Origin of the sequence: Modicisalibacter muralis, assembly GCF_900102945.1 — a bacterium.
Lineage (GTDB): Bacteria > Pseudomonadota > Gammaproteobacteria > Pseudomonadales > Halomonadaceae > Modicisalibacter > Modicisalibacter muralis.
Map to the genome: position 1 here is coordinate 1 of NZ_FNGI01000016.1, position 22,204 is coordinate 22,204.

At 59.4% G+C, this 22,204-nt stretch carries 23 protein-coding genes; 6 read left to right on the forward strand and 17 right to left on the reverse strand.

Annotated elements, in window-relative coordinates; translation table 11 throughout:
* Positions 1–854 (reverse strand): IS5 family transposase gene (locus tag BLR92_RS18735; protein ID WP_175488723.1). Its coding sequence is split into 2 segments (ribosomal slippage): positions 1–512 and positions 512–854, totalling 855 coding nucleotides; the frame shifts between segments, so codons are not numbered across the junction.
* A 117-nt stretch (positions 855–971) separates the two neighbouring features.
* On the opposite strand from BLR92_RS18735, the gene BLR92_RS18740 reads away from it, so the two are divergent.
* Positions 972–1,196, forward strand: coding sequence for an amphi-Trp domain-containing protein (locus BLR92_RS18740; protein ID WP_089730811.1), 225 nt, complete (start codon positions 972–974; stop codon positions 1,194–1,196).
* Positions 1,197–1,329: 133 nt separating this feature from the next.
* On the opposite strand, the gene BLR92_RS18745 is transcribed toward BLR92_RS18740, so the two are convergent.
* The 5 genes from BLR92_RS18745 to BLR92_RS19615 all read right to left on the reverse strand — a co-directional run bounded on the left by BLR92_RS18745 (position 1,330) and on the right by BLR92_RS19615 (position 3,927).
* Positions 1,330–1,725: a polyketide cyclase gene (locus BLR92_RS18745; RefSeq protein ID WP_089730812.1), complete on the reverse strand. Its 396-nt coding sequence runs from the start codon at positions 1,723–1,725 to the stop codon at positions 1,330–1,332.
* 81 nt (positions 1,726–1,806) lie between these two features.
* Positions 1,807–2,124: an antibiotic biosynthesis monooxygenase gene (locus BLR92_RS18750; RefSeq protein ID WP_089730813.1), complete on the reverse strand. Its 318-nt coding sequence runs from the start codon at positions 2,122–2,124 to the stop codon at positions 1,807–1,809.
* 57 nt (positions 2,125–2,181) lie between these two features.
* The gene (locus BLR92_RS18755) at positions 2,182–2,841 is read right to left on the reverse strand and encodes a glutathione S-transferase family protein (RefSeq protein ID WP_089730814.1); all 660 of its coding nucleotides are present in this window, start codon (positions 2,839–2,841) and stop codon (positions 2,182–2,184) included.
* 115 nt (positions 2,842–2,956) lie between these two features.
* Positions 2,957–3,604: a Vat family streptogramin A O-acetyltransferase gene (locus BLR92_RS18760; protein WP_089730815.1), complete on the reverse strand. Its 648-nt coding sequence runs from the start codon at positions 3,602–3,604 to the stop codon at positions 2,957–2,959.
* A 53-nt stretch (positions 3,605–3,657) separates the two neighbouring features.
* Positions 3,658–3,927 carry a hypothetical protein gene (locus BLR92_RS19615; RefSeq protein ID WP_139171624.1) on the reverse strand — a complete coding sequence of 90 codons (270 nt, stop codon included), beginning with the start codon at positions 3,925–3,927 and terminating at the stop codon, positions 3,658–3,660.
* A 145-nt stretch (positions 3,928–4,072) separates the two neighbouring features.
* Between BLR92_RS19615 and BLR92_RS18765 the strand changes: the two genes are divergently transcribed.
* Positions 4,073–4,759 carry an FCD domain-containing protein gene (locus BLR92_RS18765; RefSeq protein WP_089730816.1) on the forward strand — a complete coding sequence of 229 codons (687 nt, stop codon included), beginning with the start codon at positions 4,073–4,075 and terminating at the stop codon, positions 4,757–4,759.
* Here BLR92_RS18765 and BLR92_RS18770 read toward each other — a convergent pair.
* From BLR92_RS18770 to BLR92_RS18790, 5 genes are all read right to left on the reverse strand, one after another.
* Positions 4,742–5,968, reverse strand: coding sequence for a hypothetical protein (locus tag BLR92_RS18770; RefSeq protein WP_139171625.1), 1,227 nt, complete (start codon positions 5,966–5,968; stop codon positions 4,742–4,744). The genes BLR92_RS18765 and BLR92_RS18770 overlap by 18 nt on opposite strands.
* Before the next feature lie 110 nt (positions 5,969–6,078).
* Entirely contained in the window at positions 6,079–6,957 is an 879-nt protein-coding gene (locus BLR92_RS18775) for a TauD/TfdA dioxygenase family protein (RefSeq protein ID WP_089730818.1), read from the reverse strand.
* A 25-nt stretch (positions 6,958–6,982) separates the two neighbouring features.
* Positions 6,983–8,527 (reverse strand): tripartite tricarboxylate transporter permease, encoded by a 1,545-nt coding sequence (locus tag BLR92_RS18780; protein ID WP_089730819.1) that lies wholly within the window; start codon positions 8,525–8,527, stop codon positions 6,983–6,985.
* 10 nt (positions 8,528–8,537) lie between these two features.
* Positions 8,538–8,990: a tripartite tricarboxylate transporter TctB family protein gene (locus tag BLR92_RS18785; protein ID WP_089730820.1), complete on the reverse strand. Its 453-nt coding sequence runs from the start codon at positions 8,988–8,990 to the stop codon at positions 8,538–8,540.
* A 78-nt stretch (positions 8,991–9,068) separates the two neighbouring features.
* A complete protein-coding gene (locus BLR92_RS18790) occupies positions 9,069–10,031 on the reverse strand; it encodes a tripartite tricarboxylate transporter substrate binding protein (protein ID WP_089730821.1) in 963 nt (320 codons plus the stop codon).
* A 246-nt stretch (positions 10,032–10,277) separates the two neighbouring features.
* Here BLR92_RS18790 and BLR92_RS18795 point away from each other — a divergent pair, with 246 nt between their 5' ends.
* The 4 genes from BLR92_RS18795 to BLR92_RS18810 all read left to right on the forward strand — a co-directional run bounded on the left by BLR92_RS18795 (position 10,278) and on the right by BLR92_RS18810 (position 14,316).
* Positions 10,278–11,180: an NAD(P)-dependent oxidoreductase gene (locus BLR92_RS18795; RefSeq protein ID WP_089730822.1), complete on the forward strand. Its 903-nt coding sequence runs from the start codon at positions 10,278–10,280 to the stop codon at positions 11,178–11,180.
* Positions 11,181–11,228: 48 nt separating this feature from the next.
* Positions 11,229–11,867: a 4-carboxy-4-hydroxy-2-oxoadipate aldolase/oxaloacetate decarboxylase gene (locus BLR92_RS18800; RefSeq protein ID WP_089730823.1), complete on the forward strand. Its 639-nt coding sequence runs from the start codon at positions 11,229–11,231 to the stop codon at positions 11,865–11,867.
* 80 nt (positions 11,868–11,947) lie between these two features.
* Positions 11,948–13,168, forward strand: a complete 1,221-nt coding sequence (locus BLR92_RS18805; RefSeq protein WP_089730824.1) for an alpha-hydroxy acid oxidase — start codon at positions 11,948–11,950, stop codon at positions 13,166–13,168.
* Between the two features lie 56 nt (positions 13,169–13,224).
* Positions 13,225–14,316, forward strand: a complete 1,092-nt coding sequence (locus BLR92_RS18810) for a hydroxyacid dehydrogenase (RefSeq protein WP_245704272.1) — start codon at positions 13,225–13,227, stop codon at positions 14,314–14,316.
* A gap of 81 nt (positions 14,317–14,397) precedes the next feature.
* On the opposite strand, the gene BLR92_RS18815 is transcribed toward BLR92_RS18810, so the two are convergent.
* From BLR92_RS18815 to BLR92_RS18840, 6 genes are all read right to left on the reverse strand, one after another.
* The gene (locus BLR92_RS18815) at positions 14,398–15,750 is read right to left on the reverse strand and encodes an APC family permease (protein WP_089730826.1); all 1,353 of its coding nucleotides are present in this window, start codon (positions 15,748–15,750) and stop codon (positions 14,398–14,400) included.
* Positions 15,751–15,820: 70 nt separating this feature from the next.
* Entirely contained in the window at positions 15,821–16,852 is a 1,032-nt protein-coding gene (locus BLR92_RS18820) for a histone deacetylase family protein (protein WP_089730827.1), read from the reverse strand.
* 9 nt (positions 16,853–16,861) lie between these two features.
* A complete protein-coding gene (locus BLR92_RS18825) occupies positions 16,862–17,701 on the reverse strand; it encodes a carbon-nitrogen hydrolase family protein (RefSeq protein WP_089730828.1) in 840 nt (279 codons plus the stop codon).
* A gap of 29 nt (positions 17,702–17,730) precedes the next feature.
* Positions 17,731–19,140, reverse strand: a complete 1,410-nt coding sequence (locus tag BLR92_RS18830; protein ID WP_089730829.1) for an NAD(P)/FAD-dependent oxidoreductase — start codon at positions 19,138–19,140, stop codon at positions 17,731–17,733.
* Between the two features lie 10 nt (positions 19,141–19,150).
* On the reverse strand, positions 19,151–20,518 hold the full coding sequence (locus tag BLR92_RS18835; protein ID WP_089730830.1) for a Na+/H+ antiporter NhaC family protein: 1,368 nt from the start codon (positions 20,516–20,518) through the stop codon (positions 19,151–19,153).
* A gap of 58 nt (positions 20,519–20,576) precedes the next feature.
* A complete protein-coding gene (locus BLR92_RS18840) occupies positions 20,577–21,866 on the reverse strand; it encodes an NAD(P)/FAD-dependent oxidoreductase (protein ID WP_089730831.1) in 1,290 nt (429 codons plus the stop codon).
* Between the last annotated feature and the right edge of the window lie 338 nt (positions 21,867–22,204).

The window sequence follows — 22,204 nt, forward strand, 5'->3', positions numbered from 1 at the left end:
CTAGGCTTTGTCTGAAAAGTCAGCGCGCAAGCAACGAACTATGCACGCCAGGCATACCATTGCCCTGAAGCTGCTCGCCAACTTGTCGTATCGCGTGCACAGCCGCCGGATCTCCTTCAGCCAGCCAAAGCAGCGCTCGATCACGTTGCGCTGCCGGTATTTGACCTTGTCGAATATCCTCGGCAGTCCTGGTCGGGGCTTACGATGCATCCGACGATAAGCAATCGTGGGACGCATGCGATACCGATCACAGTAGCGCCGCAGCGCATCACTGTCGTACCCCTTATCGGCCACGATATGTTGGCAACGCTTCCTTGGCCGCCCCTGAGGGCTCGGCAATCGAATGGTCTCCATCGTGGGAATGAAATAGCTCGAATCAGCATGATGGCCGGGCGACAACACGAAGGACAGAGGATAGCCATTCCGATCGCAGACCATATGGAGCTTGGTGGTCAGGCCGCCACGGCTGCGGCCCAGCGCATGGTCTACGGGTTCGCCTGATCCCCCTTTTTGCCACCTCCCGAGGCGGCGCGGGTTGCCCGGATAGCGGTAGAATCGATCATCCAGGTATCCAAATTCATCAGACCATCTTCACGCAGCTCAAGATGCAAGCGTGACAGCAAGGCGTCGAAGGTGCCGTCGTCTCGCCACTGGCGAAAGCGCTGATAGACGGTCTTCCAGGGGCCATACCGTTCGGGGAGGTCTCGCCATTTCGCGCCGGAGCACAGGATCCAGAAGATCCCGTTGAGCATTTGGCGGTCATCCCGGCGGGGCCGGCCCATCACCTGGGGTGGCGAGACAATGTCTTCGATCAGGGACCAACCATAGTCGGTAATTTCGTAGCGTCCTGCCATATTGCACCTATGCCGATGTCACATAGCAAAAATTAGCAGAACCTACTTTTCAGACAAAGCCTAAAACGAAGTAGGTGAGTGGCGCTTTTTGATATTGGTGATCAAGGAGAAAGATTCATGGCCGCTAAACAAGAACGAGACATAGAAAAAGAATATCCGAAGGCAGACTTTGTAGCCAAGTTGCGGCGTCTGGCGGACGCTATCGAAAACGAGGAGCGCTTCGAGATAAAGATTGCCGGTGAAAGAATTTATGTTCCTGTTCGGGCCAAGTTCACCGTAGAACACGAACGGTCCGATGATGAAGAGGAGATCGAGTTTCAAATTAAATGGGAAAGGGAATAGGTAACCACGAATATCGCCTCACCAAGCAGGCAACGCCGACTTAATTCGAGAAAACGGTCCGAATGATGTTGGCGAGACAAATCGAATGTTACCCAAGCGAGTTTTGCGAAGCCGCTTTTCCAGCCAACAAGTATTAGCGCTCGCTCAAGTTTTTTAGGGTCAGCAAGTCGCGCCTTACCCATGCCTGGTCTTCAGCGAACTTCTCATCGGACATGCCGGGCTGACGGAACAAGGTGAGTTGTACCTCGGCGCCGTCGCCGTTGGCGATGATGCGCAAGGGGATATAGACTTCTTGCCCGCCGCCCAGGTCGACCCAGTGATCCATGACGCCGAGAGTGTTGTGCGCCGTGAATCGGATCTCGATCGGCCCCTCTGGTCCCTCGGCTTTCCAGCACTCGCCGCTTTTCTGGAGATTCGGCTGGCTGAGGCCGGAGGCCCATTGCACAAACGCCTCGGGGCGCCACCACATCTCGTAAAGTGGCTGCCAAGGGCGATCGACCGATACGCTGATTGTTTGGACTTCGAGCATGTATGGCCTCTCTTGACGCTAAAGCTGGGGCAGGTCGGTCGTCCTGCAGCGTATCCTTTCATGTACATCGAGCCAAGTGGCTCAATACGACAGCGACTCCCGCACCTCATAATGCTGTGAATGATCGTCCCATCGAGAAAGCACCTCCCTGGCCTTCGCAGGAACGTAAGACACCGACGGGTCATCTCCGACGAACTGCTTTATCGCCTCCCACGAATCGAATGTCATGACCGTGATGAATTCCACTTCATCATCGTGCTTCCGGCGCAGTAACTGAATATTCTGATAGCCGGTAATGCGCTTGGCGGCAATGCCAGGAAATATTTCCGTTTTCAGAAGGTTCTCGTAGTGGTCGGCATTCTCGTGTGTCGTCCATCCATGCCAGATTCTCTTGAGCATGTTTTCTGTCTTCCTGGCTTTTAAATGTGTGGTGCCCGTCAGTGCTCGGATGAATCATCAATCGCGGTCAGGCGCGCCGAGCGGGAACAGCGAACGGTAAGGGCGTGCCTCATCCACCGCCCGAGTGAAGGAGGGCCGCGCCAGCAGCCGTTGCCGATACGCATGGACGTTCTCGAACGTCTCGTCGATGGGATGAGTCCAGTCAGCATAGAACAGCGCGGGCGCGGCGGCGCAGTCGGCGAGGCTGAAGGTGTCGCTCGCCGCCCATTCACGGCCCGCCATGGCGACATCGAGCCAGCGGTAGGCGGTATCCAGCATCGATCGGGCTTCGGCGACGCCTTGAGGGTCGCGATTTTCCGCGTCCCGGAGGCTGTCGAAGACGAACTTCTGCTGCGGCGTCGAGATGTAATTGTCGAAAAAGCGATCCATGGCCCGTACATCGAGCGCGGCGCGTGGGTCGTCGGGGATCAGCCGTACTGGCCCGGGGTGATGGAGCCCCAAATGCTCGATGATGATGCTCGACTCCACTACCGTACGGTCGCTATCCACCAGCACGGGGAAGCGCTTGAGCGGCCACAGCGCAGCGAACTCGGCCATGACCTGTTCGTTATCGTGCTCGAGCAGGCGCAACTCGAACGGGATGTCGTTCTCATAAAACGCGATAAGCGCCTTCTGGCAGTAGGAAGAAAAGGGGTGGGCGTAGAGTTGCATGGCCATCGTTGACTCCTTGACGTGCTGGTGTGGGCTGGTTTATCCGGGCTGCGCCAAGCCATTGGCGCGTCTCACCAACTAGTCGCCTGGGAAGTATCGAAATCGACACCACGCGAAACCGCTAGTCGCTATCACTCTCGCCGATTGCCTGCAGCGTAGCGACATCGCCGGAAACGGTCACCACCAAGTGCCGCGTGATCTTCTCGATCGGCCAATCCCACCAGGCAATCGATTCCAGCGTCGCGATCGTCTCCGAGGGAAAGCGCTGCTTGATGGGCTTGGCGGGATTGCCGCCCACCACCGTATACGCCGGTACATCGCGGGTGACCACCGACTGCGCCGATACGATGGCACCATTGCCAATCGTGATGCCGGGCATGATCAACGCCTCGAAGCCGATCCACACGTCGTTGCCAATCACGGTGTCGCCCTTGTAGGGCAACTCGCTCATTTCCGGCATGACCTTCTCCCAGCCATTGCCGAAGATCTGGAATGGGTAGGTCGAGATGCCCGATAGCTTGTGGTTGGCCCCGTTCATGATGAACTTCACGCCGCGGGCTATGGCGCAGAACTTGCCGATGATCAGCCGGTCGCCGATAAAGGGGAAATGGTAAAGGACGTTGTGCTCGAAGTTTTCCGAATCGTCCGGGTCATCGTAATAGGTGTAGTCCCCGATGATGATATTCGGGTTCTTCACCGTGTTCTTGATGAAGCAGACTTGCGGAAATCCTTCCATGGGGTGCGGGTTGGTGGGGCTAGGGCCGTTCACGGTGTTTCCTATACTATCCGGAGGTTGCTGGCATGGGTTGGCGGGATATAACGCTATGCTGATATTGCCACTGACACTTTAGCAGCGCTTGTGGAAGGCGCTAGTGCCAGCGCGATATCGGCACGAATGCGCCGCGAAGCGGCTTTATTGGTGCCAATCCTGGGCCAGGGTAGTCGGCAACATGACTTGTAACAGCACTTCGCTGCGAGTGAGGACGTCGGAACGTTCCGATGGTAAATCAGCTTGTCGATTCCGCCATGCCCGATCAGCAGCATGGCCGACATGGTGATGAGAATATCCTCCGGGTGGGTATTGGGTGCCATGGTCTGCCTCCTTGCGTTGGTCGTGATGCCTATTGCCCTAAGTGCCGAGTACTTGGTTACGTTGTATGTTTAGATGGACCCGGCGTGAAGTTTTTCATGCTAGACTATGATGAAGGCTAGCTTGTAAAGTAAATATTTTATAAATATGACGAGACTTACGGACCAAGTTTATACAGCATTGCGGCGAAAAATCATGTCTGGGGAGTTTGCCCCAGAGGAGCAGGTCAAGGAAGAATATATTGCCAAGCTTCTCTCGGTGAGCCGGACCCCTGTGAGAGCAGCCATCGAAAGGCTGATCGATGATGGCCTTCTATTCAGAGACAGGGGGCGGGGATCTTTTGTGTCATCGTGGAATATGGATGATATAAAGGAGATATTCGAGCTTCGTATACTTCTGGAGTCCCGGGCCGCCGGCCTGGCAGCGCTAAGATCGACATCGGATCAGAAAAAGCGTCTAAAAGCCCATTCTAAAAATATGGAACGGTTAATAAAGGAAAAGCCGGAAGAATATTTGCTCAGCATCCAGAATGAGAATAATAGCTTTCATAATGTTCTGTTGGATGCTGCCGGATCCCCTCGTTTGACGCGCCTTGCCGAGACGCTAGTCGATATTCCAATTACTATTGGATCGTTCTATCTTTACTCTGAAAAAGACATGTATCGGTCGGCTCGCCACCATCGCGAGTTGATTCATGCTATTGAGATTGGCTCCGAAGAGTACGCGAAAGATGTGATGAGCGTCCATTTGCGGGCGGCCTATCATGCCTTTATGGTCAATCGGAAGAACTCAACAGTAAAAACGAAGCCCGAGGAGTTAAAGGAAGAGAACTAATGTACAGGCAATAAAAATGAAACCTGCCATGAAGCGCATGTTTTCTCCTTTGGCTAGCGCGGTCGGTGATACGGAAAAAGCCTTGCAGGCCGTGAGAAATGCCAGTGATCCCAGCGCTGCCATAGCGCCGTAGGCCCAACCGACGAGCGCCGCCAAGCCGAGAAAAGCTACGTGCAAGTCACTGGGCATGACAGGCCCGAATAGTGTCAGTGTAATCGTTGCCGGAACTACCATGTGCAGGCCCAGCGACGCGGGGATGACGATTGCCAGCACAGTCAATGAGATCAATGCATTGGCGCCTATGCTATGCGCAAGCAGGGAGACCGTCTGCTGAACCTCCGGCATCGAGGTCACGGCGACAGCGAAGATCAGCGCGCCGGAAAAGATCGTAATTTCGCCATCGAAGTCACGCCAATACGTACTGGTCAGGTTTAGCATGGTGCGTTGGGCCGAGCCATCGCGCTTTATTGCGATCAACAGGGCCAGTGGAATGATGAGCAACGTGGCCGCTTTGAGCGGATTGAGGCCGACACTCAGGTAGAGCGCCAAGTTGAGGAAGACGAGCACCAGGACGGGGGCCAGCACCCACAGTAAGGCCTTCCAGAAGCTCCGGGGTAATTCACGGGGTAGTCGGCAACGCCTGCTGAGGAAACTGAAAGCCAATAGGAGGGTAGCGAGGGTTACGCCGATGAGCAGCAACGATCCCAAGTGAAGTCGGTCGCCCAAGGAGGTGGTCACAATGCCCATGGCAACCGTGAACGGTGAGAAGAGCACCGACAACCCAATGCCGCGGATCGACCACCCCGCGATATCCTCCTGAGCGCTCATGTCATGGTCCTGATAGGTTGCGAGCGGTGCGATGACACTCACTGCGCCGACGGCCAGAGGGACTCCGAAGAACACTCCCAACAACTGCACCATACCTCGGCGCGGCAAAGGTTCCAGTGCAGTGAACGATGCATTGACTTCACTAAGCTGGGGTGCGGTTTGAATTATCGCACGTAGTACGTAAAGACTTGCCAGAAATGCGGAGATCATGGCTGCACGTTCCAGCCCTTCGGGAATGGCGCCCCATTGCTTTGAGTGGTGTATGAGCCCGAGCGTGGCCGTGAACAGCACCATGAAGATCCAGCGATTGAGTCCGGGTTTGGTGAGGCACGAAAGCGTCGCGATTAACAGCGCGATGGCGCCAGCCAGATGCTGTGCCATCGCGCTGTCGAACAGAATGGAGAGTGCACCGAGGCACCATAGGGCCAAGACCAAAACGGGAATGGCCCGGCGAGATGACGAGAGGCCTGGGGCGCACTGCATCTCGTGACTTAGGCGGCCTGAGCGGCGTGCGGCTTGAGCGGAACTTCGCCGATTGCCGTACAGCGGTGCATCAGGCGGTCACCGAGCCCATCGTAATCCATCACCGCATAGTGCATGGTGCAGCGGTTGTCCCAGATCACCAGGTCATTAGGCTGCCATACGTGCCGGTAGTGAAACTCGGGCTTGGTACAGTGCTGGAACAAGAAGTTGAGTATCGCCGCGCTTTCATCCTTGCTCACACCGACGATATGCGAGGTGAAGCCGGGATTGACGAATAGACACTTGCGTCCGGTTTCGGAATGGGTACGCACCACGGGATGCGTCATCGGCGGCGCTTTCTGAAGTTGCTCCGTGGTGACACTCTCATTGCGGAAACCGCCCGATTGGGCGACGGCGAAGTCATGCTCCGCCTCGAGCCCTTCCAGGAATGCCTTCATGGTATCGGTCAGAGCGTCGTAGGCTTTGTACATGCTGGTGTAGATGGTGTCGCCGCCGTAGGGTGGAATCTCCAGCGCGTACAGCACGGAAGCCATTGCCGGCGTTTTCTCGTAAGACTGGTCGGAGTGCCAATAGGTGCCCGCGCCTTTGCGGCCTTGAGGTTTACCGTTCATCACCTTGTTCGAGACGCGATATATTTCCGGATGCTCCGGGTGCAGGTATTTCGTGACCGTGTGGCCCTGCAGCGTATGCAATTCACCAAACTTGCGGCTGAAGGCGATCTGCTGTTCCTCGCTGATCTGCTGATCGCGAATGACCAGCACGCCGTTTGAGCGATTCCAGAGCTCGCGAATTTCGTTGAACAGAGCGTCGCTCACTCCAGCGGCGAGATCCAAGCCGCGCACTTCGGCGCCGAGGGCGGGGCAAAGGGGACGGTAGTCGAGTGACATTGGTGATTTCCTTGGTTGGTTATATTTAGGTTTCGTTATGGCCATCGGCCATGCGAGGCGTCGTGTCGGTTGATTGTCTTTTCTGCTGACGTGTGAGCGTGGCTATGACCTTGCGAATGAGCGGGCTGAGGATCGTCAGGACGATGGCGCCCACCATGACCATCGCGATCGTGCTGGAAAAGAGAATGCCGGTGTCGTGACCGCCAATGAGCATGGCGCGGCGCAGATTGGATTCGGCGATGGGACCGAGAATGACTGCCAGAACGGCGGGTGCAAGCGGGATTTGCAAGCGCTCCATTCCCCAGCCGACCAGCCCCAAGAGCAACATGAGCCAGACATCGAAGATGCTGTTGTTGATCGCGAAAACACCAACAGTGGTCAATGCGATAATGATAGGTGCCAGCATCAGCGGCGGCATATACATCACATTGATGAACAGTCGAGCGCCCAGGCGGCCGATGATGAACAGCATAATGGAGGTCACCAGCATAGCCAGAATGAAGCCGTAGGTGACCGGCGCCGAGCGGGTGAACAGCTCTGGTCCGGGGAGCATGCCATGAACTAACAGTCCGCCCAGGATCACGGCGGAGACGGTGCTGCCGGGGATGCCTAGCGTTAAGGCGGGAATCAATGAGGCGGCATTGTCGGCGTTGTTGGCGCATTCGGCGGCAGCCACGCCCTCCGGGGCGCCCTTGCCGAACCGTGACTTATCCTTGGCGGCACGGCGCGTTTCATTCCAGGACAGCATGGCGGCGATATTGCCCCCCGTGCCAGGAATAATGCCGACGATAACGCCGATCACCGAGGCGCGACACCAGGTCGGTACCAGCCGGGTCCAGGCGACGGTCTTCCTGTTCGAGCCGAGTTTATCCTTGCCGCTGCCTTTCTTGATCAGCGAGGCTTCCTGAGCCAGCGTTAGCGCGGGCGGAATCGCGTACAGGCCGGTCAGTAGGACCAAGATGTTGATACCGCCGGTCAGCTCCATGACATTGAAGGTGAAGCGCTCATTGCCGGTCATGGAGTCGATGCCGACCATGCCGATCAGCAGGCCCAGGCAGGCGCTGACCAAGCCCTTGACGGGTACGTCGCTGAGCAGCACCGCGATGGCGGCCAGGCCGAATACCGCCAGCCAGAAGACCTCTACCGGGCCGAACTTCAAGGCCATCGCAGCCAGCGGCGGGCTCAGCAGTAACAACGCCAGGGCGCTGACGGAGCCGCCGATCGCCGAGGAGGTGAGGGCGATCTTCATAGCCTCCAGGCCTTGGCCTTTCTTAGCCATGGGATGCCCGTCGAAGACCGTGGCTATGCCGGCGGGTGTGCCGGGAATGCGCAGTAGGATGGCGGGAATCGCCCCACCATACATGGCGCCATTGTAGATCCCTGCCATCATGCCCAGGGCTACGAGGGGATCCATGGTGAAGGTTAATGGAATGAGAACGGCGATCCCCATGGTCGCAGACAAGCCGGGCAGGGCGCCGATGAAAACGCCGAGCGTCGTGCCAACGGCCATGGACAGCAACACTGGTGGTGAGAACAGGAGTGGTAACGCTGAAAGGATGTTTTCCCACATAACGAACACCTTATAAGAGACGCATGAGGAGCTCAGCGGGAAGTGGGCGGCTGAGCAGAACTATGAACACCAGGTAGATGAGCGCAGTGAACACGACGCCCGTCAGTACGAGCCACTTCCATTTGCGGTAGCCCAGTAAGAACCCCGTCAGCGGGACGAAAATCAGAAACGACGTGGTGAACCCGAGCCAGGGGGAAATCGCAATGAGAGCGATCGAAGCGATGACCAGTACCACGAAGCGTCGGACCTCGCCCTTTTGAAACTGGAGCGGCTCGGTGCGTTGCTGGCGGACGAGCACGAATGCCTTGGTAGCCCACATCACGAGCAGGAGTGTTAGCAGACTCAGTACGGCGGTGGGTAGATAGGCGGAGTCCCGGGGAAATTCCATGGCATACACGACACCTATCAGGCTCAGTCCGGCTCCCAACGAGGCTACCCCGAGTTCTATGCTGGCTTGACGCATGATCTCTCTCTCTAGAGATGGAGGGAACGGCACCGCCGCGAGGGCGTCGTCGCGGTACCGTCGAGTTTGGAGTGCGCCTTATTGCTCCGCCCAAGGCGACTCATCCCAAAGCGCCTGGAAGCGCTCTTGCGTGGTATTCAGCGTTTTTTGGTAGTCCTGCGGGTTCTGGTAATACAGTGGTAAGGACTGTTTGTCCGCCGCAGCTTGGAACTCCTCTTCTTGCATGGCTTCAGCGATAGCCTGCGACAGTTCGTTTATGATCTCGTCCGGTACACCGGCAGGAACGGCAATCCCGCGATTGGAGCCGATGACCAAGTCGTAGCCTTGCTCCTTGAGGGTTGGCACATCAGGCGCTTTCTCCCAGCGCTCTTCTGCTCCCTGTGCCAGCGTGCGAATGCGACCGGCCGCAGCATCTCTAGAGGCTTCGCCCATGTTGAAGATACCCAAATCGATATGCTGGCCCATCAGTGCCTTGCGGACGTCTGATGAGCCTGGGAAGGGCACGTGGGTCATTTGTACGCCGGCCTGACGTTCAAGGGCCAAGGCGGCGAGATGGTCGTCCGAGCCGACGCCCGTGGTGCCATAGGAAATATCCCCAGGGTGCGCCTTGGCGTATTCGATCAGATCCTCCAGCGTCTTGAACTGGCTGTCAGGGTGCACATTAAACCCGGCGGGATCGTCGATGACGCTTGCTACAGGCGTGAAATCCTCCATCTCGTAGCGGGTATCCCGCTGGATGGGGATCGTGATCACGTTGGGCGTGTTGATGAAGCCAATGGTGTAGCCATCGGGCTTGGCGCTGGCTAACTCCGTAAAGCCGACCTCTCCGCCGGCACCAGGGCGGTTAACCACGGTAATGTCCGCTCCGAGGTGCTCCTCTAGGTAAGACACAAGAGTTCGCGCCGCGATATCTGTACCGCCTCCGGCTGAGTAGGCCACGATCATTTCCACTGGACGCTCGGGATAATCCGCCAGGGCAGGGCTTGCGATCAGTGTGGTTGTGCCGAAAACGAGCAGTATTTTGCTGAGGCTGTTTTTCACCTTGCTCTCCTTCGATTATCGATGATTGTTCTTGTCTACACACAATTCATCCAAGCACAGGACTTTCGACCCGACAAGCGACACTTTGTATCTTTTCCTATCGAGCCCTTTTTGCATTAATAACTTATTATTTTATATGATTAATTTTTTTTATTAAACTTTTGTCTAAATGGCATTTCTTTTTGTTCGTGTAGACAGGCTCTATAAATTGTACTTTTATTGTTTTCTAAGAAAGGAGTCCTGATCATGCATATCGCGCTGATAGGTTGTGGGGAAGTGGGGCGTTGTCTGGCCGCTGCCCTTGGTTCCGTTGATAAGGTCGAACTCACTATTTGCGAGAAGAACGAAACACCCGCCACGAAAGCATTTATCCAGTCCCAGCATGCTACGAGCCGTGTCTCGCTGGGTGATTGGCTGATGGAATGCGACGCGGTTTTCAGCTGTGTGGTGGGGACATGTGCACAGGAGGTTGCGGAAGAGGCCGCAGGCAGGATGCGCTCCGGCGCGGCGTATCTGGACATTACGACAGCGCCACCACGGGCCATGCAAAACGCGTCGAGGTCATTTGCCGAGAAAGGCATCGGCTTCGTGGATGCCGCGATCATGGGAGCGATCGCCTCGAATGGCATCGCCACGCCGCTATTGATTGTCGGCGACACGTCAATGCCGACAGTCTGCGAGACGCTGCGGCTCCTGGAGTATGTCGGTGCGCCGGTGCACGTCTTGGAAGACGGCAGGGCCGGTGATGCGGCCACGCTAAAGCTACTGCGCAGCGTGTTTACCAAGGGCATGGAGGCCTTGGCGGTGGAGTGCCTGGTCTGCGCGGAGCATTTCGGCGTACGCGATCGGCTCTATGACATCCTCGGCGATATCGACCGTGCCCCGCTTAAGGATTTCCTCAACATGCTGGTGACAACGCATCTATTGCATGCCGAACGCCGCTGGCATGAGGTCGACAATGCGATCGCCCAGCTCGAAGCTGCCGAGCTGCCTCCCCGGGTGATGCTTGGTGTGCGCGAGGTCTTCGAGCGCACGGCGCAGGCTGAATGGAAAAAACACAACGACGATGCCTTGAGCGTGAGCGTTGAGGATGCCCTGGTGGCGCTCAAGGCGATTACCCAGCGTGACGGCCAGCACCATCCTGCTTGATGGCTTTCACTCTCTCACTCTCCCTCCCTCAATAGGAGACAGTCAACGATGCCAACTCAAGAACAACTGGCGACACTGCAAGCGTTCGGTACAGCGACGATTCATGAAGCCCAGGGGCAAATGGGGGCCATGGCTTCCCATATAAAACCACTGGACCCCTCACGGCGTTTGGTGGGCCGTGCGCTGACCGTGGATTGCTACCCGTGCGATAACCTCATGATTCACTACGCCATCACTCAGGCTCAACCGGGCGATGTACTGATCATAGACGCCAAGGGGTTCACCGAGGGCGGTCCATGGGGGGACATTCTCACCCTGGCGGCCCATAAAGCGGGTATCAAAGGGCTAGTGATCGATGGCATGGTGCGTGACGCTGAAACCATCATCGAGTTCGGGTTCCCGGTCTTTTCAAAAGGCCTCTCCATCAAGGCGACCAACAAGGCGCAGCCGGGACGCGTCAATGTGCCGGTCATTTGTGGCGGTGTGACGGTCAACCCGGGCGACATCATCGTCGGCGACCGGGATGGCATCGTGGTGGTGAGCCCTGGTCGAGTCGCCGAGGTGATCGAGGCCTCGCAGGCCCGCGAAGACAAGGAAGACCGCATGCGTCAGCAGTTGGAGCAGGGCAAGACCACGTTGGAGCTGCTCAATCTCGACCCGGTGCTCGAGCGCATCGGCGTGCGCTGAACCGTCCGACGCCAAGGGCCGGGCGACGCTCGGCCTGCAACGACATCGTGATTCTTCTTCGATGGCAACAGGATGGTTTCATGCGGACACTAGCGAGGCTCAGAGACGCCGTCTCGTGGCAGGCTCCGGCCGTGGCCCGGCAGGATCGGCGTCTCGCGACGATACTCAATTTGCACGATTTCGAACGTGCCGCACGTCGGCACTTGCCGCATGCGATCTTTTCCTATATCGCCAATGCGGCGGAAGATGGCAAGTCCCAGCGGGCAAACGCCAACGCTTTCGATGCCTACGGCTTCGTGCCACGAATACTCGTCGATATTTCCCGAACGTGTCAGACCACCACGGTGCTCGGTATCACGTTCCGTGCCCCCTTCGGTATCGCGCCGATGGGACTTAGCGCGCTCTCAGCCTATCGCGGGGATCTGGTGCTGGCCAAGGCCGCGCATCGGGCGGGAATCCCCATGATCATGAGCGGCTCTTCGCTGATTCCTTTGGAGGAGGTCACAGGCTTTGGCGACTCTGTCTGGTTTCAGGCCTATCTCCCCACTGGCAGAGAGGGAATCCGAGCCCTCGTGGAGCGAGTCGGGGCGGCAGGGTTCCAGCACCTGGTCATTACCCTGGACACTCCCGTGGCGACCAACCCGGAGAATAACCGCCGTGCTGGGTTTTCCTCCCCGCTGCGACCCAGCCTAAAGCTGGCCTGGGATGGGCTCAGCCACCCTCGTTGGCTCGTCAATACCTTCTTCAAGACGCTCGTCCATCATGGGATGCCCTATTTCGAGAACAACTATGCCACGCGTGGCGCGCCAATCTTCTCGCCCCATGTCAATCGCGACATCTCCGACCGGGGGCATCTCGATTGGGACGACATGGCGTTCATCCGAGAACGTTGGCCGGGCAAGCTGATCCTCAAAGGTGTGTTGCATCCCGACGATGCGCTCAGGGCGTCTCGACTTGGCGTCGATGGTCTCATCGTCTCCAATCACGGCGGGCGCCAGCTGGATGGCGCCGTCGCGCCTCTGAGCGTATTGCCGGAGATCGTAGAGGCGGTGGGCGACATGCCGGTGATGATCGATAGTGGCTTCCGCCGCGGCACCGATGTGCTGAAGGCACTGGCGCTGGGCGCGCGATTCGTCTTCGTCGGACGTCCATTCGGCTATGCGGCAGCGTGTGCTGGTGAAGCTGGCGTCACTCACGGCACGGAGCTCTTGGCCGCCGAGATAGCGCGGGATATGGCCCTGCTGGGGATTACCGATCTCTCTCAACTGCATACCGGCCACCTTCGACGGCTCTCGGGCTGATGCTGGCGTGGCGTCGCATAGATACAACGATAATTTCCCGACACAAGGAGCAAGCTTTGGCTTTCCAACCAGAATCGACGGCACGAGGGGCTTTATCGGCTCTTCCCAAATCCGTGATCCGACTGAACGTGTGGTATCACCCGGCGATGCAAGCCGTGTTCGATGCCCATCCCGACTACGTTCTGACCACGATCGATCGCGGCGCGGATGAGTGCACCATCGCCGACGCGTTGGAACAGGCCCATGCGTACCAGATTTCTTCCGCCAAGGATGAAACCCCTGCGCGCTGGCTGGCCAACGCAGACCTGCTCGCGCGTGCCCCCTATTTACTTTGCGTATCGGCGTCCGGTTCCGGCTACGACACGGTGGATGTCGAAGCGTGTACACGGGCCGGCGTGTTGGTGGTGTCTCAGTCAGGTGCCAACGCCCAGTCGGTGGCGGAGCACACCCTCGGGCTGATGATCGGCGTTTCTAAACGCCTCACCGAAACCGATCGCCGTCTACGGTGCGAGCGTGGCTTCAGCCGGGAAGACGTGATGGGGCATGAGATATCGGGGAGGACCTTGGGGGTGGTGGGCATCGGTCACATCGGACGGCGAGTTGCCGCTCTGGCTCGGGCGTTCGACATGCGCGTCATCGCATGCGACCCGGCACTGGATGAGGCAACGGTGGCCGAACGTGGCGCACAGAAGGTCACGATGGCGACACTCCTGGACGAGGCCGATTATGTCTCGCTGCACTGTCCGCGTAATGCCGAGACGCTAGAGTTAATGGATGCCGAGGCATTCCAGGCCATGAAACCCGGCGCGGTATTCATCACCACTGCTCGGGGCGGTATCCATTCGGAACGCGCCTTGATCGACGCGCTGCAATGCGGGCATTTGGGTGGGGCGGGTGTCGACGTGTGGGATGTCGAACCTCCGTCGCTCGATCATCCGCTGCTTGCCATGCATAACGTGGTAGCCACCTACCATACCGCTGGGGTAACGCACGAAGCGCGCCGCAATGTCGCCTCCTGGGCGGCTGAGCAGATCATTCATACCCTAGACGGCCACGTCCCGTCGCGCCTCGTCAACCCTGAAGCCTGGCCAAAGTTCGCAGATCGTTACGAAGGCCTTTTGGGTATCCGGCCTACAGGTGCGCCATAGCAACGAACCTATAATGATGAGTCCCGGCAATAGCCAGGGCTCATCAACCAAGTCAGTAAGTCTTCACACCCGCTTAATCTCTCACGCCTCCTGCAAATCAAAATCCGGCACGGCCTTCCTGAACAGCCTCGTCAGATAAAGAAGATAAGCAAATCCCACCGCGACCCAGGTCAGGCCAACCTCGAAGGTGGTGGTCGAGAGGCTGGTCCATAGCCACACGGTGAGCAGAAAGCCGATGCCGGGCAGCAGGCCGTAGCGGATCATGTCGCTGCCGCCGCGCTGGTGCTCATCGATGAGGAAGTGCTTGATCACCGAGAGGTTGACGAAGGAGAAGGCGACCAGCGCGCCGAAGCTGATCATGGTGGCGGCGAGCGAGAGGCTGATGACCAGCGCGAGCAGCGAGATGCCGCCGACGACCAGGGTGGCGCCGATGGGTGTGGCGTAGCGCCGGCTGATCTTGCCGAAGACGCTTCTGGGCAGCACATTGTCGCGGCCCATGGCGAACAGGATGCGCGAGACGCTGGCTTGCGATGCCATGGCCGAGGCAACGCAGCCGGCGACGTAGGCGGCGGTAAAGAAGGTGACCATGAAGATGCCGCCGGCACGCTGCATGACGTCTACGGCGGCAGAGTCGGCGCTGCCGAAGTTCTGCCAGTCGGGAAAGATGATGTGCCCGGCCCAGGAGGTGACGATGTAGATTGCGCCGCCGATCAGCGTGCAGAGCATGATGGCGCGGGGAATGTCTCGGGTCGGCTCGCGGGTCTCCTCGGAGAGTGTCGAAACGGCGTCGAAGCCGAGAAACGATAGGCACAGGATGGCGGCGCCAGCCAGAATCGCCGGAAGCGCCATGTCCTCGCTGTAGAAGGGCGAGAGCAGGGAAGGCGCGTCGGCGCTGCCCAGTGCACTCAACGAGATGGCGATGAACACGCCGAGAAAGACGATCTGGAAGGCGATGATCAGGAAGTTCATCTTCGCCACCAGCCGAATGCCGAGGATGTTCAGCGTCGTGACCAGCGCGATGGCGCCGACGATCCACACGGCCTCCGGCACGGTGGGGAAGTATTCCTTCATGTAGATGCCGATCACCAGGTAGTTGATCATCGGCAGGAAGATGTAATCCAGCAGTAGCGTCCAGCCGACCATGAAACCGGCAGGGCCGCCGAAGGCGCGGCGCGTGTAGGTGTAGGCTGAGCCGGCTGCCGGAAAAGCCTCGACCATGCGCCCGTAGCTGTAGGCGGTGAAGAACATCGCCGCCAGGGTGACGATATAGGCGGTGGGCAGGTGCCCGGCGGTCTCCTGGGTGACCACGCCGTAGGTGGTGAACACGGTCAACGGCACCATGTAGGCGAGGCCGAAGAATACCAGCGAGGGCAGGCCGAGGATGCGCTTGAGCGACTTGTCGCCGCCGTGGTGGGTTGCCGTGTTCGTCGTCATCGTTGCCAGTACCTGTTGTAGTTGCTTTTGGTGCGAAGCCTGACGGGCGTGCTATCGATGTCGGGCGCGATCAGGTGCCTTCGAACCCCGTCAGCACATTGACGGTATTGATGCCGATTTCTTCCACGGCGTAGCCGCCCTCGAGCAGGAAGGTGGTGGGAATGCCCAAGGCTTTCAGCCGGCGCCCGCAGTCGATGTAATCCTCGCTCTTCAGCTTGAAGGAGCTGATCGGATCGTTCTCGAAGGTATCGACGCCGAGCGAGACGATCAGTATTTCCGCTTGGTAGGCGGCGATGCGCTGGATGGCATCGTCGAGCGTGCTTGCCCAGGTGGCGTAGTCGGTACCGCTGGGTAGCGGATAGTTGACGTTGAAGCCTTCGCCCTTGCCGCGCCCGGTCTCGTCGGCGAAGCCGAGGAAGTAGGGGAATTCGTCGCGCGGATCGCCGTGCAGCGAGAGGAACAGCACGTCGTCACGCTCATAGAAGATGTCCTGAGTGCCGTTGCCGTGATGGAAATCGATATCCAGGATCGCGACCTTCTTCATGCCGTTATTCAGCGCATGCTGCGCGGCAATCGCGGCGTTGTTGAAGAAACAGTAGCCGCCGAACTGATCGACGGCGGCATGATGGCCGGGCGGGCGGCATAGGCCGAAGGCGGGTTCGCCGGTGCGCATGACGTGATCCAGCGCCGAGAGGGCGATGTCCTTGCTAGCTTGCGCGGCCGCGAAGGTACCGAGGCATAGCGAGGTTTCCGCCGCCAGGGCGTAGTAGCCGATCCTGCCGTCGATGTTGGCCGGGATCACGTCATCGCGCAGGCGTCGGGTCGGCCAGATCGACGGGATCGGTTCGCCCTTGAAGCCGGCCGCCGCCCAGTCGTCGCAAGCGTTCTCGAGGAATTCAATGTAACGTCGATCGTGAACGGCGAGTACCGGATCGAGGCCGTAGGCATCGGGGCTGCGAATCTCGCCGAGGCCAACCTTGCGCACGCGATCGATGACGATATCGACCCGCTCGGGGCATTCGAATGGCGCAACCAACTCGCCGGCGTGCAGTTCGGTCTTGGCTTGGCGCTTCTTGGTGTCTTCCGAGTGAAAGGTCAGCATGATGCTTCCTTATTGTGGGCTGGCGTCGGTGTCGGGTAATTGGAAATGGCGAATGCGCTGATCCTTCGCATCGTTCTGGTCGACGAGTGGGATGCGTCGATCCGCAAGATAATCGTAGGTGCCTCGGGCGGTGCGATTGAGCGAGAAATCGATTGCGGCGTGAGTCGAGCCTTCTTCGCGCTGAAGCTGAGCAAGGCACTCGCCGTTGGGCGCGAACACGGCACTGCCACCGGCGAAGGTGTAACCCGCGCCTGTGCCGCACCGATTGGCCATGGCGACGAAACACTGGTTCTCGATGGCGCGGGCCCGGGCCAGATGATGATGCACGGGCTCGTAAGGATCCATGTTGCCATTGGTGATGACGATCAGCTCGGCGCCCAGCGTGGCGAGGGCGCGCGCCGTCTCGGGGAACTCCAGGTCGTAGCAGATCATCAGGCCGATGCGCCGGCCGCGCCACTCGACGCAAACGAGACGATCGCCGGGTGTGACCAGGGCGCGCTCGTCGGTCCACAGATGGGTCTTGCGATAATGCAGGAGAATGCCGTCTTCGGGGGTGATCAGCACGCTGGCATTGAAACAGCCATCGGCGTCGTCCCGCTCGAGAAAGCCGAGGGCGATGGCGAGATTCTGCCGCTCCGCCGCCTGATGTAAGGTATGGAAGACGGGATCGTTGGGTGAAATCGCGCGGCTGGCGGCGGCGCCCTGTTCGGCGAAGCCGGTCAGGTGTGTCTCGGGAAAGATGATGAGATCGGTGTCTTCCCGAGCCCGTTCGATGTACGCCAGCGCCAAGCCGAGATTTGCGTCGAGGTCACCTTCGATACCGGGAACCTGCGCCAGCTCGATGTTCATTGACGACCTCCTCCGCGAGCGGAAAACGTTTATTCGATGATCGAGGCGAAATAATCGTTCGCCCTGGTGAGCGCGGGTTTGATCAAGGGCGCCGGCCTGGCGCGTTGCATCAGTGCCTCTTCACCAGCGTAGCTGTAGGTGATCGTTTGGGCGGCAAGCCAGCGCAGCGGCTCGGGCTCCCAGCGCTTGATCAACTGGCGGTGGCCGGCGCCCACGAAGGCCCAGGGCATGCGCGCCAGTTCGCAGTCGCGTTCGAGAATCAGATCGGCCAGGGTGCGGCCGAACAGGTGCGAGGCGGCGACGCCTTCACCAGCATAGCCGCCGGCGGTGGCGATGCCCTTTTCTCGATCGAGAATCGCATGCGGCCGAAAGTTGCGTGATAGCCCCAGCGAGCCGCCCCAGCCGTAGTCAATCTTCACTCCCTTCAGTACGGGGAATAAATCCACCAGCAGGTCGCGGCGCATGCGGATGTCGTCTTGCGTGATGGCCATGTCGTGCTTGGGCTTGGCGCCAAAACGATAGCTGCCGCGAGCGCCGAAGACGATGCGCCCGTCGGCGCTGCGATGGCCGTAGTTGATCAGGCGGCTGGCATCGGCGAAGGCTGGGCGCTCGGCCATGCCGATCTCTTGCCAGAGCTCATCCGACAGCGGCTCGGTGGCGATCACCAGGCTCTGCACCGGGATGACGTGGCGCTTGAAATCATGCAGACGCTCGGCGTAGCCCTCCATGGCGCAGACGATGGTCGTCGCCTCGACGGCGCCCTCGTGAGTGCTTACTTTCCGTCGGCCCAGCGTGGTAACGCGGCTGTGCTCGTAGATCGTCACGCCCAGGCGTTCGACGGCCTCGGCCAGGCCGGTGACCAGCTTGGCCGGATTGATGGTGGCGACCTGGCGATGGTGGATGCCGCCGTAGCCATTGCGAAAGCGCGCTTTCTGCGCCAGTTGTTCGGCATCGAGCCAGTAACAGTCCGTCTCGCTGTGGCCGAGTTCGTGCAGATGCGCCAGGTAATTCTTCTGGATGGAGATCTGATCCGGGTAGCGCGCCGCGGCGTAGAGCGCGCCGCCCTTGTTGAAATCCGCCTGGATGTTTTCGCGCTCCAGCACCTTGCCGATCTCGTCGACGTTGTCGGCGACGACGCGACAGCAGTCACGCCGCTGCGCCGCGGGCAGGTCGCCGATATGGCGCTCCAGCCCGGCGAGGTTGCCCACCACCCAGCCGCCGTTGCGCCCGGAGGCGCCGTGGCCGACGTGCTCGGCCTCGATCACGACGATATCGAGCGCGGGCGCGAGTGTCTTCAGGTAGTAGGCGCTCCACAGCCCGGTGAAGCCGGCGCCGACAATGGCCACGTCGGCCTGGATTCGCGCCTCCAGCCGTGGGCGCGGCGTGGTGCGCTCAACGATGGTCGAGGTCCAGAAGTTGGCTTGGGTGTCGGAGTTCATCGCTTTCCCATCAAATCGTATAGCCCAGCACGATATAGGCGGTGGCGGCGAGCGCCGCCGCCAGCAGGGCGTAGGGCAACTGGGTCCAGGCGTGCTGGAACGGCGTACAACCGGTGGCCTGGGCAGTCAATACCGTGGCGTCCGAGTAGAAACAGGCGTGGCTGCCGAAGGTGCTGGCCGAGAGGGTGGCGCCGATCACCAGCGTCATGTCCGCGCCCACGGCATTGGCCAGCGAGGTGACGATGGGCAGGATGATCACGAACACGCCCCAGTTGGAGCCGGTGGCGAACGACACCGAGGCCATCACGGTGAAGATGATGACGGGCAGCAGTTCGGCGCTGATCAGCGGTTCGGCGGTGGTGATCACGTACTCGGTGAGGCCGAGCGTGGTGTTGACTTCGTTGAGCAGGAAGGCCGCCACCAGGATCGCCAGTGGGTCGATCATGCTCTTGAAGCCTTCGAGGGCATTGTCGAAGGTTTCGCCTGGCTTGAGGATGCGCAGAGCGATCAGGGCGACGACCATCCAGGCTAGGGTGATGTAGAGGCCCTTGAGGAAGTCGAGGTCGAAGTACCAGGTGAAGAAGGCCAGCGATGCCATGGGCAGGATGAACATCCAGAGATTGCCCCTGACACCGGTCCGAGGCTCTAGGTGGGCGATTTCCTCATCAATATGCTCGGCGCCTGGCGGCACGCTCTTGTCCTCCTCCCTGGCGCGCCGCTCGGCCTTCTTCATGGCGCCCATCAGCGGAATCTTACCGCTGATGACGATCGGCACCATGGCCACCGCGATCCATGGATAGAACATGTACGGGACCGACTGGACATAAGTCCACACGCCCTGGCCGGCATCGGCCACGCCATTTTCCTCGAGCAGTGCGCCGAAGAATACCGCCCAGGTGGAAATCGGGATGATCACGCTGACCGGCGCCGCCGTGGAGTCGACCACATAAGCGAGCATCTCGCGCGATACCTTGTAGCGGTCGGTGAGCTTGCGCATCGAGGTGCCGATGGCCAGCGAGTTCAGGTAGTCGTCGACGAACAGGATGATGCCCATCACCCACGAAGCTAGCAGGGAGGATCGCCGGCCGGTGGCGAAGCGCGTGAGGCTGGTGGCGAAGGCCTGCGAGGCGCCCGAACGCAATAGCAGCGCGATGACGCTACCCATAAGGCCACATACCAGGATGACCCAGGCTACGGTGCCGTTGGTCATCACCGCGAGCGAATCCTCGGCCAGGCTACCGAGGATGTTGCCGGGGGCAATCATCACGGTGCCGACGACGGCGCCGAAGATCAGTGGTTCAAGAGCGCGTCGCGACCATAGGGCGAGTATCAGTACGATCGCCGTTGGGAGCAGGATGAGCGGGCCGTTATATTCCATCGTCTCTCACCTTTGAGGGCTTGTTGTTGTGCTTCTTCTTGGTGGGTTGAGTTTTCGACTAGCGTAATTTTTCGAGCAACTGGTAGTACCACATGCCAGCGGCGAGCAGGGCGTTACCGAGGCGGTCGTTGAGTGGTATGCGGACATGCCTTACCTTGGCGAAGGTATCGAATTCCTCGAGCGTGCCACCGACGGCATTGGCCATGATCTCGCCGACGATGTGCGAGGTGGCGATGCCGTGCCCCGAATAGCCTTGCGCGTAATAGACGTTGTCGGAAAGCTTGCCGAGCTGGGGGATGCGGTTGATGACGATGCCGGCCATGCCCTGCCACTGGAAGTCGATAGCGACGCCCTTGAGCTGGGGAAAGGTATGCTCGAGTCTTGGGCGGAGTTCAGCGGAAATATCTTCGGAGTCCCTGCCCGAGTAGTTGGCGCCGCCACCGAACAGCAGGCGCTTGTCGGCGGTCAATCGGTAATAATCGAGTACGAAACGTGTATCGTAAACGGCCAGATCATCCGGGTTGATCGCCTGGGCGAGTTCGGAAGATAGTGGTGCAGTGGTGACGATACCCAGCGCCGCCGGAAACAGCTTGCCACTGAGTTTCTTGCGCTCGAGCCGGTGATAGGCGTTGCCGGCGAGGATCACGCTGTCAGCCTTTACGCGACCCCGCTCGCCGACGACAACGGGCTGCTCGCCATGCTCGATATCGATGACCGGAGAGTGCTCGAAGATCAGCGTGCCCAAGCCCGCCGCCGCGCGGGCTTCGCCCAGGCACAGGTTGAGCGGGTGCAGGTGCATGTTGTAGTCGTTGCGAATGGCGCCATGATAGAGCTCGGTGCCGACGACATGGCGCGTGGCCTCGGCATCGAGCCACTGCACATGTTCACCGATGGCGTGCTGCTGCGATTCCTCGAAGTCCTTTCTGAGCGCCTTTACATGGCTCGGCTTGTAGGCCGCCTGTAGATGGCCATGCTTGAGATCGCAGGCGATACCATACTTGGCGACGCGCTCCTTGATGATCCGGTGGCCGCGCCAGCGCAGGTTCCAGACGAAATTCGCGGCCTCGTCACCGAGTGTCTTGCGCATCTGCTTGGCCATGGCGTCCTGGCCGGAGAGGCTGCCGGTGACCTGACCGCCGTTGCGCCCACTGGCGCCCCAGCCAATCTTGTTGGCTTCGACGATGGCCACGCGATAGCCGCGCTCGGCGAGTTCGACCGCGCTGGCCACCCCGGTGAAGCCGCCGCCGACAATCGCCACGTCCACGCGGTGCTCGCCTTCCAGCTCCGGGTAAGCGGATTCCTGAGCGATCGATGCCGTGTAATACGACGCGCAGCGTTCTCGAGTCATGATGCCTCCGCATGGAGACATCCGGTTTGCGTGGCGCAAGGTGTCTGTTGCATAGAGAGATTCACGATGTTTGTTTTTGGGGTATGCTGTGATCACACATGTGTGATCACACTAGCAGAGGCTCGACGGGCTCACAAGGCAGCGCGTGGAAGCCGCTGCGCTATAACTGCGTTAAGGTAAGAGGATATTTACAAACTACTGCGCTAGGCCATGCCGTGTTGAAATCAGCCTCGGGCGCGAGTCCGATAAAAATACTCATTTACTGTCTGTAAACTCCGCTTTTTCGGCTGATTCCGCCTTGCCTGGCCGTCGCTCGTTACTTTTGTAAACACCCTCTA

Bases quoted from the DNA above. Each gene is read 5' to 3' on its own strand.
- BLR92_RS18740 (WP_089730811.1), top strand. From the start codon at position 972: ATGGCCGCTAAACAAGAACGAGACATAGAAAAAGAATATCCGAAGGCA.
- BLR92_RS18745 (WP_089730812.1), bottom strand. From the start codon at position 1,725: ATGCTCGAAGTCCAAACAATCAGCGTATCGGTCGATCGCCCTTGGCAG.
- BLR92_RS18750 (WP_089730813.1), bottom strand. From the start codon at position 2,124: ATGCTCAAGAGAATCTGGCATGGATGGACGACACACGAGAATGCCGAC.
- BLR92_RS18755 (WP_089730814.1), bottom strand. From the start codon at position 2,841: ATGGCCATGCAACTCTACGCCCACCCCTTTTCTTCCTACTGCCAGAAG.
- BLR92_RS19615 (WP_139171624.1), bottom strand. From the start codon at position 3,927: ATGGCACCCAATACCCACCCGGAGGATATTCTCATCACCATGTCGGCC.
- BLR92_RS18765 (WP_089730816.1), top strand. From the start codon at position 4,073: ATGACGAGACTTACGGACCAAGTTTATACAGCATTGCGGCGAAAAATC.
- BLR92_RS18770 (WP_139171625.1), bottom strand. From the start codon at position 5,968: ATGGCACAGCATCTGGCTGGCGCCATCGCGCTGTTAATCGCGACGCTT.
- BLR92_RS18775 (WP_089730818.1), bottom strand. From the start codon at position 6,957: ATGTCACTCGACTACCGTCCCCTTTGCCCCGCCCTCGGCGCCGAAGTG.
- BLR92_RS18780 (WP_089730819.1), bottom strand. From the start codon at position 8,527: ATGTGGGAAAACATCCTTTCAGCGTTACCACTCCTGTTCTCACCACCA.
- BLR92_RS18785 (WP_089730820.1), bottom strand. From the start codon at position 8,990: ATGCGTCAAGCCAGCATAGAACTCGGGGTAGCCTCGTTGGGAGCCGGA.
- BLR92_RS18795 (WP_089730822.1), top strand. From the start codon at position 10,278: ATGCATATCGCGCTGATAGGTTGTGGGGAAGTGGGGCGTTGTCTGGCC.
- BLR92_RS18800 (WP_089730823.1), top strand. From the start codon at position 11,229: ATGCCAACTCAAGAACAACTGGCGACACTGCAAGCGTTCGGTACAGCG.
- BLR92_RS18805 (WP_089730824.1), top strand. From the start codon at position 11,948: ATGCGGACACTAGCGAGGCTCAGAGACGCCGTCTCGTGGCAGGCTCCG.
- BLR92_RS18815 (WP_089730826.1), bottom strand. From the start codon at position 15,750: ATGACGACGAACACGGCAACCCACCACGGCGGCGACAAGTCGCTCAAG.
- BLR92_RS18820 (WP_089730827.1), bottom strand. From the start codon at position 16,852: ATGCTGACCTTTCACTCGGAAGACACCAAGAAGCGCCAAGCCAAGACC.
- BLR92_RS18825 (WP_089730828.1), bottom strand. From the start codon at position 17,701: ATGAACATCGAGCTGGCGCAGGTTCCCGGTATCGAAGGTGACCTCGAC.
- BLR92_RS18830 (WP_089730829.1), bottom strand. From the start codon at position 19,140: ATGAACTCCGACACCCAAGCCAACTTCTGGACCTCGACCATCGTTGAG.
- BLR92_RS18835 (WP_089730830.1), bottom strand. From the start codon at position 20,518: ATGGAATATAACGGCCCGCTCATCCTGCTCCCAACGGCGATCGTACTG.
- BLR92_RS18840 (WP_089730831.1), bottom strand. From the start codon at position 21,866: ATGACTCGAGAACGCTGCGCGTCGTATTACACGGCATCGATCGCTCAG.